16 protein-coding genes are annotated in these 15,787 nt (G+C 63.5%); 14 read left to right on the top strand and 2 right to left on the bottom strand.

The annotated features are described in order from the left end of the window. Window positions 1–185: 185 nt before the first annotated feature. From DEHOM01_RS02430 to DEHOM01_RS02495, 14 genes are all read left to right on the top strand, one after another. Window positions 186–1,685, top strand: a complete 1,500-nt coding sequence (locus DEHOM01_RS02430) for a D-alanyl-D-alanine carboxypeptidase/D-alanyl-D-alanine-endopeptidase (protein ID WP_061211314.1) — start codon at window positions 186–188, stop codon at window positions 1,683–1,685. Beyond that, a complete protein-coding gene (tilS, locus tag DEHOM01_RS02435; RefSeq protein WP_061211315.1) occupies window positions 1,685–2,785 on the top strand; it encodes a tRNA lysidine(34) synthetase TilS in 1,101 nt (366 codons plus the stop codon). The genes DEHOM01_RS02430 and tilS overlap by 1 nt, the downstream gene beginning before the upstream one ends. Window positions 2,786–2,828: 43 nt before the next feature. After that, window positions 2,829–3,374, top strand: a complete 546-nt coding sequence (gene hpt / locus DEHOM01_RS02440; RefSeq protein ID WP_439645378.1) for a hypoxanthine phosphoribosyltransferase — start codon at window positions 2,829–2,831, stop codon at window positions 3,372–3,374. Window positions 3,375–3,493: 119 nt separating this feature from the next. Beyond that, entirely contained in the window at window positions 3,494–5,527 is a 2,034-nt protein-coding gene (gene ftsH, locus DEHOM01_RS02445; protein WP_061211316.1) for an ATP-dependent zinc metalloprotease FtsH, read from the top strand. Window positions 5,528–5,554: 27 nt separating this feature from the next. Continuing rightward, on the top strand, window positions 5,555–6,157 hold the full coding sequence (gene folE, locus DEHOM01_RS02450) for a GTP cyclohydrolase I FolE (protein ID WP_061211392.1): 603 nt from the start codon (window positions 5,555–5,557) through the stop codon (window positions 6,155–6,157). Window positions 6,158–6,251: 94 nt separating this feature from the next. After that, the gene (gene folP, locus DEHOM01_RS02455) at window positions 6,252–7,148 is read left to right on the top strand and encodes a dihydropteroate synthase (RefSeq protein ID WP_369405716.1); all 897 of its coding nucleotides are present in this window, start codon (window positions 6,252–6,254) and stop codon (window positions 7,146–7,148) included. Further along, a complete protein-coding gene (folK, locus tag DEHOM01_RS02460; protein ID WP_061211318.1) occupies window positions 7,145–8,071 on the top strand; it encodes a 2-amino-4-hydroxy-6-hydroxymethyldihydropteridine diphosphokinase in 927 nt (308 codons plus the stop codon). Before folP ends, folK begins: the two co-directional genes overlap by 4 nt. Next, complete coding sequence (locus DEHOM01_RS02465) at window positions 8,071–8,586, top strand: DUF3180 domain-containing protein (RefSeq protein WP_082738655.1); 516 nt, start codon at window positions 8,071–8,073, stop codon at window positions 8,584–8,586. The genes folK and DEHOM01_RS02465 overlap by 1 nt, the downstream gene beginning before the upstream one ends. Window positions 8,587–8,619: 33 nt before the next feature. Then, entirely contained in the window at window positions 8,620–9,180 is a 561-nt protein-coding gene (locus DEHOM01_RS02470; protein WP_082738656.1) for a PH domain-containing protein, read from the top strand. Next, on the top strand, window positions 9,177–10,799 hold the full coding sequence (locus DEHOM01_RS02475; protein ID WP_061211321.1) for a PH domain-containing protein: 1,623 nt from the start codon (window positions 9,177–9,179) through the stop codon (window positions 10,797–10,799). The genes DEHOM01_RS02470 and DEHOM01_RS02475 overlap by 4 nt, the downstream gene beginning before the upstream one ends. Beyond that, window positions 10,796–11,689 carry a Rossmann-like and DUF2520 domain-containing protein gene (locus DEHOM01_RS02480; protein ID WP_259874957.1) on the top strand — a complete coding sequence of 298 codons (894 nt, stop codon included), beginning with the start codon at window positions 10,796–10,798 and terminating at the stop codon, window positions 11,687–11,689. Before DEHOM01_RS02475 ends, DEHOM01_RS02480 begins: the two co-directional genes overlap by 4 nt. Further along, the gene (gene panC, locus DEHOM01_RS02485; RefSeq protein WP_061211323.1) at window positions 11,686–12,531 is read left to right on the top strand and encodes a pantoate--beta-alanine ligase; all 846 of its coding nucleotides are present in this window, start codon (window positions 11,686–11,688) and stop codon (window positions 12,529–12,531) included. The genes DEHOM01_RS02480 and panC overlap by 4 nt, the downstream gene beginning before the upstream one ends. Before the next feature lie 19 nt (window positions 12,532–12,550). Then, window positions 12,551–12,784, top strand: a complete 234-nt coding sequence (locus DEHOM01_RS02490; RefSeq protein ID WP_061211324.1) for a hypothetical protein — start codon at window positions 12,551–12,553, stop codon at window positions 12,782–12,784. Window positions 12,785–12,915: 131 nt separating this feature from the next. Beyond that, a complete protein-coding gene (locus DEHOM01_RS02495; protein ID WP_034372798.1) occupies window positions 12,916–13,242 on the top strand; it encodes a histone-like nucleoid-structuring protein Lsr2 in 327 nt (108 codons plus the stop codon). A gap of 73 nt (window positions 13,243–13,315) precedes the next feature. Here DEHOM01_RS02495 and DEHOM01_RS02500 read toward each other — a convergent pair whose 3' ends face one another. Further along, entirely contained in the window at window positions 13,316–14,230 is a 915-nt protein-coding gene (locus tag DEHOM01_RS02500; protein WP_061211325.1) for an aldose 1-epimerase family protein, read from the bottom strand. Window positions 14,231–14,240: 10 nt separating this feature from the next. Further along, the gene (mqo, locus tag DEHOM01_RS02505; protein ID WP_061211326.1) at window positions 14,241–15,731 is read right to left on the bottom strand and encodes a malate dehydrogenase (quinone); all 1,491 of its coding nucleotides are present in this window, start codon (window positions 15,729–15,731) and stop codon (window positions 14,241–14,243) included. Between the last annotated feature and the right edge of the window lie 56 nt (window positions 15,732–15,787).

Raw genomic sequence — 15,787 nt, forward strand, 5'->3', positions numbered from 1 at the left:
CCATTGCCTAAGGTGTTCTATGTTGACCGAGGGGCATGCCCTCTGCGTGTAACAATAGCGAAGTTCAGCGCTCACAGGCGCTCGATTGTGCCGCGAGTGGTTCATGCGCGCGTAAACTTTGCACGAAGTCACAGACACACGGGGCGCGTCGCGCGTTTTCTTGAGGCGGGAAGGAGTGGGCAGCAATGGCGAACTCGAAGGCAGTGGAGGTTCTCGCTGCCGCCCTCGCACTTGCGCTGCCGCTGTCCTTTTATACGTTTGGCGACCTCGTCGATGCTTTTCCGGGTGTGCTCACCGTGCGCACGCAGAAGAAGGCCGTGGTCGAAGGGGTTCCTGCCGAAGGTGAATCGTGGGAGCGCACGGATGACGAGCGTCCGTACGATGCGGTATCGCCCGCAGCACGCGTGGGCGCCGATCAGATTAACGCCGCGATAGCGGATCTTCCGCGGCTCAAGGAGTTCTCGGGCAAGATCTCCTATGCGGTTGTGGATGCGGAGAGCGGCGACACCATCGCCGAGCACGGATCAGGCGTGCAGCTCACTCCCGCCTCGACCATGAAGCTTCTGTCCGCGCTTGCCGCTGCGAAGGCTATTGGTCCGGATACAACGTTTACGACGCGAGCCGTGCTCGATGGGGAGCGTCTCGTGCTCGTCGGTGGTGGCGACAACCTCCTCACCGTGCAAGCGAAGGAGACAAAAGAGGGCATCGAACGAGCCTCGCTCGCCTCGCTCGCCGATCAGAGCGCAGCAAAGCTCAAAGAGGAGGGGCGAACCAAAGTCCAGCTCGTTTTCGACGACTCGCTTTTCGGCAACGATCCGGTCAATCCGGCGTGGGGCGATAACGGCCCGGCCGGTGGGTGGGTTGCTCCTATTACCCCGCTCGGTGTGGATGGTGGCCGCGCCGATGGTACTCCCTATGGCCCGAAAGTCGAGGATCCGTCCCTCGAAGCAGCGAAGGCATTCGCGCAGCTCTTGACCGAGCGCGGTATCACGGTGGAGGCGGCACCTACTCGCGCTTCCGCTCCCGAGGGGGCGCGCGAGATCGGCGCCGTGCACTCCGCGCCGCTACGCGACTGGATCAAGCACACACTTCTGTATTCCGATAACTCGCTCGCAGAAACGCTCGCGCGACTTTCCGCGGTGCACACGGGGCATCCCGGAACGGTCGCTGGGGCGCGAGAGGCGGTCAAAGCCGAGCTCGACGACGTCGCTCGGGAGGGTGGCTTCACCACCGAGGGGCTCGTGATTGCTGATAATTCGGGCCTCTCGAAGGACAACCGAATCTCACCGTTGCTTCTTGCGCAGCTCACGGCGTGGGCGTCGGGGGAGGCGCCCACTGCGATCAAGGATACTTTCGCGCTTGTCCCAATCGGTGGCCTTACGGGGACTCTCACGAAACGCTTTGGCGAAGGTGGTGCGGAGCAAGCGCGCGGAATCGTGCGCGGGAAGACGGGCACCCTCTCGGGGACCTCGACCCTTGCAGGCACGATGGTGCTGGCTGACGGCCGTGTGGTTGGCTACGCGATTTTCGCCTACGATTCAACCTCGGCAGGGTACGGGGAAGCACGAGCAGTCGTGGACTATGTGGCGAGCGCCATTGTCGCCGCGGGGGGTCCGACGCCTGCCGGCCTCTATGACTCTTCTGCTTCTCCTGCCGGCGACGGAGCGCCCGAGGAGGCCGGGTAGTGAGCGGCCCGCCCGAACCAGTTGCCCGTGCTCGCGTAGCGGTGAACGCCGCCCTCGCCCCCCGGCTCGAGGAATGCGCCGATCGCTCCGACGGGGCGGGCCTTCTACCGCGCGTTCTCGTGGGGGTGAGCGGCGGCGCAGATTCGCTTGCCCTCGCCGCGACGACCCAGTGGGTCGCGTCACGGCTCGGACTCGAAGTCGAAGCGGTGCTCATCGACCACGGCCTATCAGAGCACTCCGCCTCGGTGTCTGAGCGGGCGGCGCTCCAGTGTGAGCGGCTCGGGCTTGCACGCTGCCACATTCGCCGGATCCACGTCGATACCGCCGGAGAAGGCGGACTTGAGAACGCGGCGAGGGTCGCCCGCCACGAAGCCTTCGCGGCTGCCCTCGAGGAGCGCCACGCGCTCGGGCTTCTCCTCGGGCACACCCTCGACGATCAAGCTGAGCAGGTGCTGCTCGGGCTTGCACGCGGAGCGGGGGCGCGCTCCCTCGCGGGGATTCCCCGCCAGCGAGGAGCACTCCTTCGCCCTTTCCTCGGGACGGGAAGGGACGAGAAGACGGGGCTGTGGCGGCGTGACACCCGGGCCGTGTGCGACGCCCTCGATCTCGACGTTTGGGACGATCCCATGAACGACGACGAGAAATACTTGCGGGTCGCGGCCCGTACGCGCGCCTTGCCGATGCTCGCCGACGTTCTCGGCGAGCACGTGGCCGCGAACCTCGTGCGGACCGCCGACCTTCTGCGAGACGATGCCGACTACCTCGACAAGGAAGCGGAAGAGGCCTATGAGGGCCTGCGTCGGAACCCCCCGAGTGCCACCCCCGGACTACTCGCGCTTGACGCTTATTCCCTGGCCCCGCTTGACCGAGCCCTGCGCACGCGCGTGCTGAAGCGCGCGATCGCCCATGCGAGCGCGCGTTCGGGCTCGAGTTCCGGGAAGTCGCTCCTTCGGCGTCAGATCCTTCACGTTGACTCCCTCGTTTCCGCCTATCGAGGCCAGGGCCCCATCCCCCTTCCGGGTAAGATCGAAGCGGTACGCGACGAAGGACTCATCGTTTTCCGGGCCCGAGACAGTCGCGTGCGCGATACATCAGGCTGAGGCCCCGTGACCTCGATAACGCGACGCACCGGGAAGGACCCCCATGACCATGGATGAGGACGTCGAGCGCATCCTGCTCGACGAGCAGACGATCCGCGAGCGGATCAGCGAACTCGCCGCAGAGATTGACCGCGACTACAAAGATGAGGCCCCGATTCTCGTTGGCGTGCTCAAGGGCGCAGTCATGGTCGTGGCCGATCTCGCGCGCGCCATCACGCTTGACGTGGACATGGATTGGATGGCCGTGAGTTCTTACGGCAGCGGCACGAAATCTTCGGGTGTCGTGCGTATTCTCAAGGACCTGAGCGCTGATATCACCAATCGCCATGTGCTCATCGTCGAGGACATCATCGACTCCGGCCTGACCCTGAGCTGGCTTCGCACCAACCTCCGCTCGCGCGGGCCAAAGAGCGTCGAAATCTGTACCCTCCTGCGCAAGCCGGAGGCGGTCAAGGTCGATATCGACGTGAAATACGTTGGTTTTGACATCCCAAACGAGTTCGTGATCGGTTACGGCCTCGACTATGCCGAGAAGTACCGCAACCTTCCCTACATTGGGATTCTCAAGCCAAGCGTCTACGCCGATTGAGAACATTGGGGCTTCTGACAGCCCCTGTCCAGCGATTCGGGGTAGATTCGCGCTCATTCACCACACGCGCGCGGGGCGTTTGCTCCGCCCTCAAGAGAACGTAAGAATTAGCACCTCACATGGCAGAAAAAAAGAAATCCCCCGCCCGTAATCTGTGGCTGTGGAGCCTCGCGACTCTCGCGATCGTCCTTCTCGCCCTGAACTTTTTTGGACGCGGCGGTTTCCAGGACATCGACACCGAGCAGGGGCTTGAGCTCCTCAAAGGCAACACCGTTGAGCAAGCCGAAATCATCGACGGCAATCAACAGCGCGTCAACCTCGTGTTGACGAAAGACTTTGAGGACAAAGGGAAGCGGGTAGCGTTTTCGTACGTCACCGACCGCGGCGATGACGTCGTCAAAGCGGTAAGCGAAGCGAAGCCGGCGAAGGGCTACACGGATAAGATCGCAACGCCATCGTGGTGGAGCCAGCTTCTGCTCACGTTCTTCCCGCTCCTCGTGATCCTTGGCCTCTTCTGGTTCTGGATGATGAATGCCCAGGGTGGCGGGCGCGCCATGCAGTTCGGCAAGTCGAAGGCGAAGCTCTTCAACAAAGACATGCCGAAAGTGACGTTCGCGGATGTTGCGGGTGCTGACGAAGCGGTCGAGGAACTCGATGAAATCAAGCAGTTCCTCGTGAGCCCCGAGCGCTATCACGCCGTGGGCGCGAAGATTCCGAAGGGCGTCCTCCTCTACGGCCCTCCGGGCACGGGTAAGACCCTCCTCGCGAAGGCCGTTGCCGGTGAGGCAGGGGTTCCGTTCTACTCCATTTCGGGCTCCGACTTCGTGGAGATGTTCGTGGGCGTTGGTGCGAGCCGCGTGCGCGATTTGTTCAATACGGCGAAGGAAAACGCACCGGCGATCATCTTCATCGACGAGATCGACGCCGTGGGGCGCCACCGCGGAGCCGGTATGGGCGGCGGCCACGACGAGCGCGAGCAGACCCTCAACCAGATGCTCGTCGAGATGGACGGTTTCGAGGAGCACCAAAACGTCATCCTCATCGCCGCGACCAACCGCGTCGACATCCTCGATCCGGCACTACTTCGCCCGGGTCGTTTCGACCGCCAGATTGCGGTGGAAACTCCGGACCTCAAGGGTCGACGCAAGATCCTCGAGGTGCACGCGAAAGGCAAGCCTCTCGCTGCCGACGTCGATCTCGATAACATCGCGCGCCGTTCGATCGGCATGAGCGGTGCCGATCTCGCCAACGTTCTCAATGAGGCTGCGCTTCTCACGGCTCGTTCGGGCAATCAGATCATCGACATGCGTGCACTCGACGAGGCGATCGACCGAGTATCGATGGGCCCGCAGCGCTACTCGAAAGTCATGACCGAGCGCGAGCGCCAGATGACGGCCTACCACGAGGGTGGGCACGCACTCGTCGCCGCGGCACTCAACAACTCAGCACCCGTCACGAAGGTGACGATCCTGCCGCGCGGTCGCGCGGGCGGCTACACGATGGTGGTGCCGACGGCGGACCGCAACTATCAAAGCCGCAACGAGCTACTCGACCGCCTCGCCTACGCAATGGGTGGCTACGCGGTCGAAGAGGGCATCTTCCACGATGTCACGACCGGCCCGAGCTCCGATCTCAAGAATGCGACGGGCATCGCCCGCGCGATGGTCACTGAACTCGGTATGAGCGGTGTCGTGGGCCAGGTGGCCCTGAGCAAGGGACAGGACGAGGTCTTCGTAGGCATGCAGCAGGGCCAGGGTCCCGGCTACAGCGAGGACACGGCTCGCCTTATTGATGAAGAGATCCGCCGCTTGCTCGACAACGCGCTCGATGAGGCCTGGAGCGTGATCAAGACCAACCGCCCCGTGCTCGATCATCTCGTCGAGGAACTCCTCGAGAAGGAGACTCTCGGTGAGAAGGAGCTCGCTGAAATCTTCAAGGACGTCACAAAGCGCCCGCCGCGCGAGGTGTGGCAGTCGAGCGAGGACCGCCCCGTGTTCAACGAGCCGCTCGCGGGTAGCGACCGCCCCGGCACGATCGGTAGCAGCGTTCCTGACGGTACCGAGAACCAGCAGGCTGGCGAGGAACTCGGCGGCACCCCTCCCGAGCTACCGCAACCGGGTGACGGTTCTCCGCACATCCCGGGTGCCGAGTAGCGAGCCCGGGAAAAGAAAGTAGAGATGATGAGCGAGAGTCACAACGCGGTGGGTAGCATCGATCACGCGAGGATCGAACACGCCGTTCGTGAGATCCTCGAGGCGATTGGTGAGGACCCAAGCCGCGACGGGCTTGTGGATACTCCCCGTCGCGTCGCCCGCATGTACGCGGAGGTTTTTCGCGGCCTCCACGAGGATCCCCGCGTCCACATGCAGACGAAGTTTGAGGTCGAGCATCGCGAGCTCGTTCTTGTGCGCGATATCCGCTTCTATTCCATGTGCGAGCATCACCTCGTGCCTTTCTTCGGCCGCGCCCACGTGGGGTACGTTCCCGGCAAGGACGGAACTGTCGCGGGGCTGTCCAAGTTCGCAAGGCTTGTCGAGGGATACGCGGCGCGGCCCCAGGTGCAGGAGCGGCTCACCAGCCAGATCGCCGATGCGATCCACGAGGAGCTCCAGGCGCACGGCACGATTGTTGTTCTTCAGGCCGAGCACCTGTGCATGGCGATGCGTGGCGTGAAGTCTCCGAATGCGGAGACCGTGACGAGTGCCGTGCGTGGTTCCCTGCAATCGAACGCGGCCACGCGTTCGGAGGCGATGAGCCTCATTCTTACGGGTCTGCACCACTGAGATTGGCGATGTCGCCCACCGAGGCGAGAAAGGGCATCACATGAGCAAAGTGCGATCGGTTTTGGACTTCTCTAGCGCTCCCGCTTGGCGGCATGTGAAAGGCCTGCCCTCCTCGCTCACGTGCGAGCGGACGCTCGTCATGGGGGTGCTCAACGTGACCCCGGATTCGTTTTCCGACGGTGGCCGGCACAACCAGTTTGAGGATGCGATCGTCCATGCCGAGCGCCTGGTGAGCGAGGGCGCGGACATCATCGATGTCGGGGGTGAATCGACGCGTCCGGGGGGAAGTCGCGTGAGTGAAGAAGAGGAGCTTCGCCGCACGGTGCGCGTTGTTGAGGCCCTTGCACAGCGCGGCATGTGCGTGAGTATCGATACGATGCGCGCTTCGGTTGCGCGTGCCGCGGTCGAAGCGGGCGCGCTCATCGTCAACGACGTGTCGGCTGGACTCGCTGATCCCGCCATGTTCTCCACGGTCGCCGGCCTCACGACCCATCTCGGTACCGCCCCCGTCTATATCGCGATGCATTGGCGCGGCCACTCTCAGGAGGCAATGTCTCGCACAGGCTACGAGGCCATTGGCACAGACGTCGCGCGCGAATTAGGCGAGCAAATCGACAGGGCGGTGAGCGCGGGCATTGCCCGTGAAAGTATCGTCGCAGATCCCGGCTTCGGTTTTTCGAAGACCGGCGAGGACAACTGGGATCTCTATGACCAGATCGGTGAGGTCGAGGCACTCGAGCTCCCACTTCTCATCGGCGTGAGCCGCAAACGCTTTGTGAGCGCTCTCGATGTTGATCGGGACGCCGGCACGGCGGCGTTGAGTGGCCTTGCGCAGCTTCGCCGCTCGTGGGCGGTGCGCGTCCACGACGTCGCCTCGAGCGTCGCGAACATCCGCGTCATGCAGCGACTGATGGCGGGTCCTGATGGGCGCGATATGGGGCTCGGCGCAGGCTTTGCGGACCGCAACTATGAAAGCGGTGCTCGAGCATGACGTGGAGTGATATTGCCTTTTCTGTACCCGCGCCGCTATCCCACGTCGCGGTCGACGGCGTGCGCGTACACGGCAAGCACGGCGTTTTCGAGAGTGAAAAAGCGCAGGGTCACGACTTTCTCATCGATGTCGATATGCGTGTCGACACGCGCTCGGCGGGGCGGGATGACGCGCTCGAGCGCAGCGTGAGTTACGCGGACGCCGCGGCAATCGCCGAGGAAGTCGTCGCGGGGCGAAGCGTCGACCTGATCGAAACTCTCGCCGAGCGCATCGCTCAGTGCGTACTTGAGCGGCATCTCCTCGTGCGCGAAGTGAGCGTGAGCGTCCACAAGCCCACCGCGCCGATTCCGCAGCCGTTCACCGACGCACGCGTTCGTCTCACGAGGCGCGCGGCACCCGTGAGCGCCTTTATCGCGCTCGGCTCAAATCTTGGCGATAGCGAGGACTTCCTCGCCGGCGCTCTCGCGGCACTTGCGCGGATCCCCGAGACCCGTCTCATCGCCGCGAGCCGCGTTTTTGAAACCGATCCCGTAAGCGATATTGATCAGGACGTGTACCTCAACGCCGCCGCGCTCCTTGAGACATCGCTCAGTCCGTGGCAGCTTCTCGACTCACTTCACGAGATCGAGAATGCTGCAAGGCGCACCCGCACCCTTCGGTGGGGGCCGCGCACCCTCGACCTCGACCTCATTTCCTGGGGACAGCTCACGTGCGACGATGAGCGACTCACGCTTCCGCATCCGCGAGCACACGAACGCGCCTTTGTTCTCGCACCGATGCTTGACATCGACCCCGAGTGGAGTTTCCCCGATGGCCGGCAAGCGTCGGACCTCGTGAAGGTCGCCCCTGACCGTGCGGGGCTGCGCCCCGGTCCCCGCGTTGCTGGTTTCGCGAGCGAGGCTCGCCCACGCAAGGGCGTGTGATGTCAAAAACTCCTGCGCTCCGACTTGTAGGAATAGCCCTCGTGGCAGGCCTAGCGGGCCACGGGCTGTCTCTCGCGTTCGCCTCGCGAGGTGCCCCGGTCCCCGTTGCCGGCATCATGCCGGGAATGGTGTTCCTGGTTCTTTCCGCCGTCGTTCTTGCCCTGGGGCTTCGCGTGAAGAGATATCTCGATGAATCCCGTGAGCGCGCGCGAACTCACCCGCTCACGCCGCGCAAGCACCAGCTTGACATGGTTGTTGCCTATCAGATTCTCATCGCCGCGCGTGCCGCGGCCTACACGGGGGCAATTGGTGCAGGCTTTTACGCGGGTATGTGCGCGTTTCTCGCGACATCCGGGGGCGGGACGCTTTCCGGCGCGATTCTTCCACTCGGATTCGACGCGCTTAGCGCGCTCATCCTCGCGGTGATCGGGCTTATCGTAGAACGGTGGGGGACTCTGCCGCCTACCGACTCCGGGTCCGTGGGCCGCGCGGGTGAGAGCGCAGGCTCCCTTTGAAGCCCCCGCAGCCGCTGTGCTAGAAAGATTCTCATGAGTAACTCAGTAGTTCCGATGCCGACTCTCGAGGCGGCCGACATCGAGCGCACGATGCTCGACGAGCCTTTTTCCGCAACCGATCCGCGTACGGCACGCGTGTCGCCAAAGCTCGTGAAGGCGCGTTTTCTCGGCAACCTCGCCTGGTGGGTGCTCATGATTGCGGCGTGCATCGCGCTCCACATTGTCACGGCCGTGTTGTCATGGCCGTGGTGGGTGCACCTGTGCACCATCCCCGTGTACCTCCTCGTGGCCCAGTCGATCGTGTTCACCCCTCGCCGCGCACGCGCTCTTGGCTACCTCACTCGCGACAACGACATCGTGTTTCGCAGCGGCATTATGTTCCGCTCAGTCACGATCGTTCCCTACGGCCGCATCCAGGACATCAACATCGACGAAGGCCCCATCGAGCGCGCGTACGGGCTTTCGACCATCACGCTGAAAACCGCGGGAGGCTCGATCTCGGACCTCTCGATTCCGGGCCTCGAGCGCAAGGAGGCCGAGCGCATTCGCGACCTCGTGACTCGCGAGGCAAGTGAAAAGATGGCGGCGCTGTGACCGAACAGTCTCCCGCTCTCGCCAATGACCCACCGGAGTCCGCATACTCGAGGTTCCACCCTCTCACGCCGCTCGTCATGGGCTGGAAATTCGTCACGGCGATCGTGGCGATCGTCGGTTTTCAAAACTACGAGCTCATCGAGGACCTCGCCAAGCACGGAGTCGTGAACGCCGATAATCTACGGCTCTTCGGGCTCGGCGCCCTTGGCATCATCCTCGTGGCGATTGTTACCGGCGCGCTCCCGTGGTGGATCACGACGTATGCGGTGACGGAACACGGCGTTTTCGTGCGTGAAAAATTCTTGAGCACGAAACGCAGAATTGCCCCGCGTGAGCGCATCGACTCGGTATCTGTTGAACGGCCTTTCATGGCGCGGCTTGTGGGGCTCTCCAAGGTGCGCATCGAGCTTGCAGGCGCGGGCGAGTCCCACGTGGACCTTCAATACCTAGGTAGGGCGAAGGCCGAAGAAATCCACTCGACGATACTCGAGCTCGCCCGCGGGGATGTGCCGCCTCATGGGCGTGTGGCGGCGAACCCCGCACCCGGTGAGACCGCGCCTGAGGCTTCCGAAAACGCGGTGCCAGGCGAAGTGGGCGAAGGCGCACCGAGCATCGTAGAACGCGCCGAGTCTGTTGCCTATGACTCGGATTCCAATGGCGAACTGCTGGCGCGGATCCCGACCTCGCGCATCCTTCACTCGCTCGTGCTTGATATTTCGCTCATGATCTGGCTCGCGTTCTCGATCGTCATGACGGCGATCTGGCTTATCGCGTCCTTTGCAAGTGGCGAGTTTTCGCTCTCGGCAGCATCGCTCTTCACGCTGGTTCCCGCGCTGCTTGCGGCTCCTCGAATGATTTTCTCGCGCGTCGACTCCGGCTGGGGCTTCACCTCACGCGCGACCGAGACGGGTCTGCGTGCGCGGCGAGGACTTTTGAACTCGCGCAGCGATAACCTCACAGCCTCGAAGCTTCAAGAGGTAGAGATTTCGCAGCCGCTCCTGTGGCGTTCACGCGGTTGGTGCGACGTGACCGCGAAAACCGCGGGCATGGAGGAACTCGAGTCCGTGACGGAAGGCTCCGGCCGTATTCTTCCCGTGGGAACCGCCTCCGAACTCGAAGCGACGCTCTCGCATCTCATGCCGCCGACGGGCGATCTCATCGTGCACCCCGCGATGCATGACGGGGCTGAGGCGCCGAGCCCCGCTGTGCTGGGCACGAGCGACACGGCCCTGCTCCAGGGTTTTCTCGCGGCGCCGCAATCGCAGCTGCCCGGCGCGCGGCCCTTCCACTGGTCGAACCCGATCAGCCGGCGCACCCACGTGTACGCGCTCACCCGTCACGCGCTTCTTGGGCGCAAGGGGTGGCTTACTCGCACCGTCGCCGTGATCCCTCGCGACCGCATCCAGGGGGTTGAACTTTCGCAAGGACCAATCTCTCGGCGCATAGGCTGCGCTGATCTGTCAATCGCCTATGCGGGCGGGTCTTTCGAGATTCACGATATCCCCGTTGCTGATGCGGCAGCTCTGTGCGCGACCCTCGGCGCGGACGCAGGACTGTCACGCCGCTTTAGCGCGCGTGAAAGCTGGCTTCAGCCGCGATTGTTGGGCGGAACGGCGTGAGCCCTGCGGAGCCTGCACGCATGGGCGTCGGCATCGTTTCCGCGGGGCGCGTGGGCGCGGTGCTCGGCAACGCGCTTCGTGCGGCGGGGCACCAAGTCACGGGCGTGGTGGCACGGTCCGACGCCTCCCGGGAGCGCGCCGAGGTTCTCCTTCCCGGTGCGCCCCTCCTGGAACCCGAAGAGGTTGTGGAGCGCAGCGAGCTCGTCATCCTCGCCGTTCCCGACGACGACCTCGCCCCACTCGCGGCGAGCCTCGCGCAGCGCGGGGTCGTCCCGGGGGCGCAGATCATCGCGCACACCTCCGGCCGCTACGGGATAGACGTTCTTCGGCCCCTCGAAGAGGCGGGGGCGATCACCCTCGCGCTCCACCCGGCGATGACGTTCACGGGAACCTCGCTTGATCTTGGCAGACTCGTGGGCTGCCCATGGGCGATTACGGCCCGGCCGATGTTCGCGCCAATTGCGAAAGCGCTCGTGCTTGAACTTGACGGAATAAGCGTCGATATCGCGGAAGGGGACCGCGCGGCCTACCACGCGGCACTCGCGCACGGGTCGAACCATCTCGTCGTGCTCGTGAGTCAGGTGCTTGCGATCCTCGATTCGATCGGTGTCGAAGACCCTTCCCTGCTCGTGAGCCCCCTCCTTCAGGCGAGTCTCGAGGAGGTGCTTCGGCGTGGACCCGGCGCGCTCACGGGGCCCGTGCAGCGCGGTGATGCGGGAACCGTCGGAAACCATATTGCAGCACTTACTGAGCTGGACCTTGGCTCCACCTTGCCCACGTACCGAGCCCTCGCGCGTGCCGCGCTCGACATCGCGCCGATCAGCGATGCGGATAAAGCGGCATTAGAATTGCTTCTTGCACGCGATCACGAGACGAGGCAGGAGACATGACCACGCTCATCCGCACAGTTAAGGAACTGCAGGCATACCGGGCTGGCATCAAGGGCAAGGGGAGTATCGCGCTCGTACCTACGATGGGGGCGCTCCACGAGGGACACCTCAGTCTCATTCGCGAGGCACGCTCGCGTGCCGACCACGTGATCGTGTCGAACTTCGTGAACCCTCTTCAGTTCGGCCCCGGCGAGGACTATGAGCGCTACCCGCGTACGCTCGAAGCAGACCTCGAACTCGTCGACACGCTCGCCGATGCGATGTTTGCCCCCGAGGCTAGCGACATGTACCCGTACCCGGAACCGTTCCAGGTTGATGTGGGGCCGATTGGGCGCATGCTCGAGGGTGAGATTCGCCCCGGCCACTTTAATGGCGTGGCGACCGTCGTACTCAAGCTTTTCCTTCTTGCTCAGCCTCATGTCGCGATCTTTGGCCAAAAGGACGCGCAGCAGCTCGCGGTTATCCGTCGGCTCGTCCACGATTTTAATCTGGGCATCGAAATTGTGGGGGTGCCGATCGTGCGCGAAGAATCGGGTCTCGCGCGCAGCTCGCGCAATAGCTATTTGAGTGAAAGCGGGCGGGCGGATGCCCTCGCGCTTTCGGGTCTCCTTTCTCAGGCGCTTGAGTGCCCGACGGCGGCTGAGCTTCTCGCGCTTCTTCGCACGGATGAGGAATCTTCGCGAGTGACGTGGGATTACCGGCTCGCGGTCAACCCGGCGACTTTCGAGGAGATTGACCAGGCTTTCGTGGGCGAGGCGCTCGTCGTGCTCGCCGCGAGGGTTGAGGGTGTACGTCTGATCGACAATGCGCTCGTGAACCTTGCTCCTGCCGACGAACAGTAACCATCGAAGGAGGCGCACAGTGGGAAATATTGATTGGGCATTCGAGCTTGGAGCGCTCGTGCCTTCGATCGGGATTGGGCTCCTTTTCTGGCTCGTTCTTCGCTCGATTGTGCGCGCCGATAAGCATCAGCGTGAGGCAGAAAGACAAGCCGAGCGCGAGTACATTGCCGCGCATCCCGAGGCGGCACGCTTTGTAAGAACGGGACAAACCGCCAACGAGGAAAAACGTAAAGACGCAACGACGTTGAAATAAAATCGCGCTTTCTAATTGCGCTAAAGTGGTTGCCACCTTTGTTGTGAGCGATTATCCTGCCTTTAACCGTTGACGCGCTTCGCCGCTGAATCGGTCGACCAACGTTCTAAAACTTTAAGAGGATGGCCTCGATGGCAACCAAGACTTTCACCGAACTCGTCGATGATCTTGACGGCTCGAAGGCGGATCTCACCGTCTCATTCTCCCTCGAGGGAGTCGACTACGAGATCGACCTCTCGGACGCTCACGTCGAGGAACTCCACGCGGATATGACCAAGTGGATCGTCGCCGCCCGCCGCGTGGGTGGTCGCGCGCGTCGCAGCTCGCGCACGCCAAGCAGCGCGAAGGAAACCGCGAAGATCCGCAAGTGGGCGCTTGAGAACAACTACAATGTTTCGGATCGCGGCCGCATTGCCGCCGAGGTTCGCGAGGCTTACTACGCCGCTCACGAAGGCTGAGCGTTTCCGTACCTCAAAAGCGCCGCGCCGGAGATTAATCCGGGCGGCGCTTTTTCTTTGCCTTGGGAAACCGCTAATCGAGTACGGTGCCGCCGATGGTCCACGAGGCGGTGTGCGAGGCCCCGGGGGTGAGGTGCACGAGGTTCGTGCCGGAGCGAAAAGCATCGGGTGGGCACGTCATGGGTTCGACGGCGAGGCCGGCACGATTCTTGCTCGGGTCCGGGTGATCGGCCGTGTGGATTTGTGCCCAGGGGAGTTCCTTCGGATCGAACTGGACCCACACTTCGCCGCTCGCGCTGCGCACGCTAATGCGTCCTTCAGAAAATCCCGTGTAGGCGTGGTCGATGGCGCGCTCGCCGATGGGGGAGCCGTTGAGGTCGAGGTCGGGGTTGTTTTGGACCGGCGAAAGGGCGACGGGAAGGAGCCGGTCGTCGACTTCGAGAACGTGGGAGGCTGGCACGAGCGTGCTCCATTCGGCCATGTCTTCGGGCCCCGGCACAACATAAGGATGCGGGCACACGCCGTACGGGGCGGTGCGCTGACCGAGATTGGTTGCCGTCACTGCAGTCGCGATCGAGCGGTCGTGAAGCGTGTAGCGCACACGAATCTCGAGCGGGAAGGGATACCCCAGCACGGGGACGATACGGTGCGCGAATTCGACCGAGTTTTCCGTGCAGTTTTCTACGGAGAAATCGCTCCAGCATACGAGCCCGTGAAGCGCATTTCGCCTTTCGTGTTCGTTGAGCGGAAGTTCGTATTCAACTCCGTCATACGTATAGACGCCGTCGCCGATGCGGTTTGGCCACGGCGCGATGATGCCGCCGCGATAGCCGAATTGCACCTCGTCGAGGGGGCTCGGCACGAGAAAATCTCGGCCGCCAATGCTGAAGCGATTGAGGGCGGCGCCCACGCTCGTGAGCTCTGCGCGTGCGTCACCGTTTGTGAGGGTAATAACCGTGCCCCTGAAAGGGGAATTGGTGAAGCTCATGAGTGTCCTTTCATCGAGGTGGTTGCGTAAGGCCAAGAATGCGGCTCGTGCGGTCGAGATTGTCACGCGGGCTCTCGCCCTCGGGGAACATCGCTCTCAGCCGCGGTGCCCACGCGCTGCTGTGCTCGGGGAAAGCGCGCGTGAGCAGGCCGAGCATGATGGAGGTAGCGGTCGAGGCACCGGGGGAGGCGCCTAGAAGTCCGCTCATGGTGCCATCGGCCGACGTGATGAGCTCGGTGCCGAATTGCAGCGTTCCACGTGTGCGCGATTTGGGCGCGATCACCTGCACGCGCTGACCCGCGGTGAGCAGTTCCCAATCCTGAGCTTCGGCGCGCGGCATGTACTCCCGAAGAGCTGAAAGGCGATCCTCGAAGCTCTGCGTGAGCTGGCTCGTGAGGTAGGCCAAGAGATCGAGGTTTCCCGGGGCCACGGATGCCATGGGAAGGGCGTTCGAGGGGCGAACGGAACGGAAAAGATCCGTGACGGAGCCGGACTTGAGGAACTTGGGACTCCAGCCGGCGTAGGGGCCGAACATGAGCTCGCGAGTCCCATTGATGATGCGCGTATCAAGATGGGGAACGCTCATCGGGGGCGCTCCGACGGCTGCCTTCCCATACACCTTCGCCTCGTGTCGCGCGGCGAGCTCGGGATTCGTGCACCGCAGCCACTGCCCCGAGATGGGAAAACCGCCGTAGCCGCGAATCTCATCGATACCGGAGCGTTGGAGGAGGGGGAGTGCCGCGCCGCCTGCGCCCACGAAGACGAATGGGGCTCGAACGACGTGCGTGCCGTTGCTCGTGCGGGCCATGACGCCCCACTCGCGCCCCATGCGCCGCAGGTCAACGACATCGGCGCCGTAGTGAACGCTGGTGTGAACGCTTTCGGCTGCGGCGAGGAGAGAACGGGTGAGCTCACCAAAGTCGACGTCGGTTCCCGCAAGGGAGCGGGTCGCCGTGAGAGTCTCGCGCGTGGATCGGCCCTCCATGACGAGCGGAGCCCACTCGGCGAGCGTAGCTGGGTCTTCGGTGTAGTCGAGCGAGGCAAAGAGCGGATGCGCGGCAAGGGCTTCGTGCCGGGCCTTGAGGAACCGTCGATTCTCGTGCCCGAGGACGAGGCTCATGTGGGGGACGGTTCGGATGAACTCGTGCGGAGCCTCGAGGTGGCCGGCGTCGACGAGATGGGCCCACCACGACCTCGAGATCTGAAATTTCTCGTTGATCGCGACCGCCTTTTCAATCGCGATACGGCCGTGCGCATCCACGGGCGTGTAGTTGAGTTCGCACAGTGCGCTGTGGCCGGTGCCCGCGTTGTTCCACGCGTGCGAGGACTCGAGCGCCGCCCCGTCAAGTCGCTCTAGCACGACAATCGTCCACGACGGCTCTAGCTCGCTTAGCAGCATTGCGAGCGTCGCCGACGCGATGCCCGCGCCGACGAGCACCGCATCGGCGCGCTCGACGGTGAGAGGCGCCTGATCGCGCGAAACAGTCGCGAAGTGACTCATAAGTGGCGTTGCTCCTTCGATGTGTGAGGCGGGCACCGTACGTACGGCTCGCCAGC

It is taken from the genome of Dermabacter hominis NBRC 106157 (assembly GCF_001570785.1).
In the GTDB taxonomy this organism is placed as follows: Bacteria; Actinomycetota; Actinomycetes; order Actinomycetales; family Dermabacteraceae; genus Dermabacter; species Dermabacter hominis.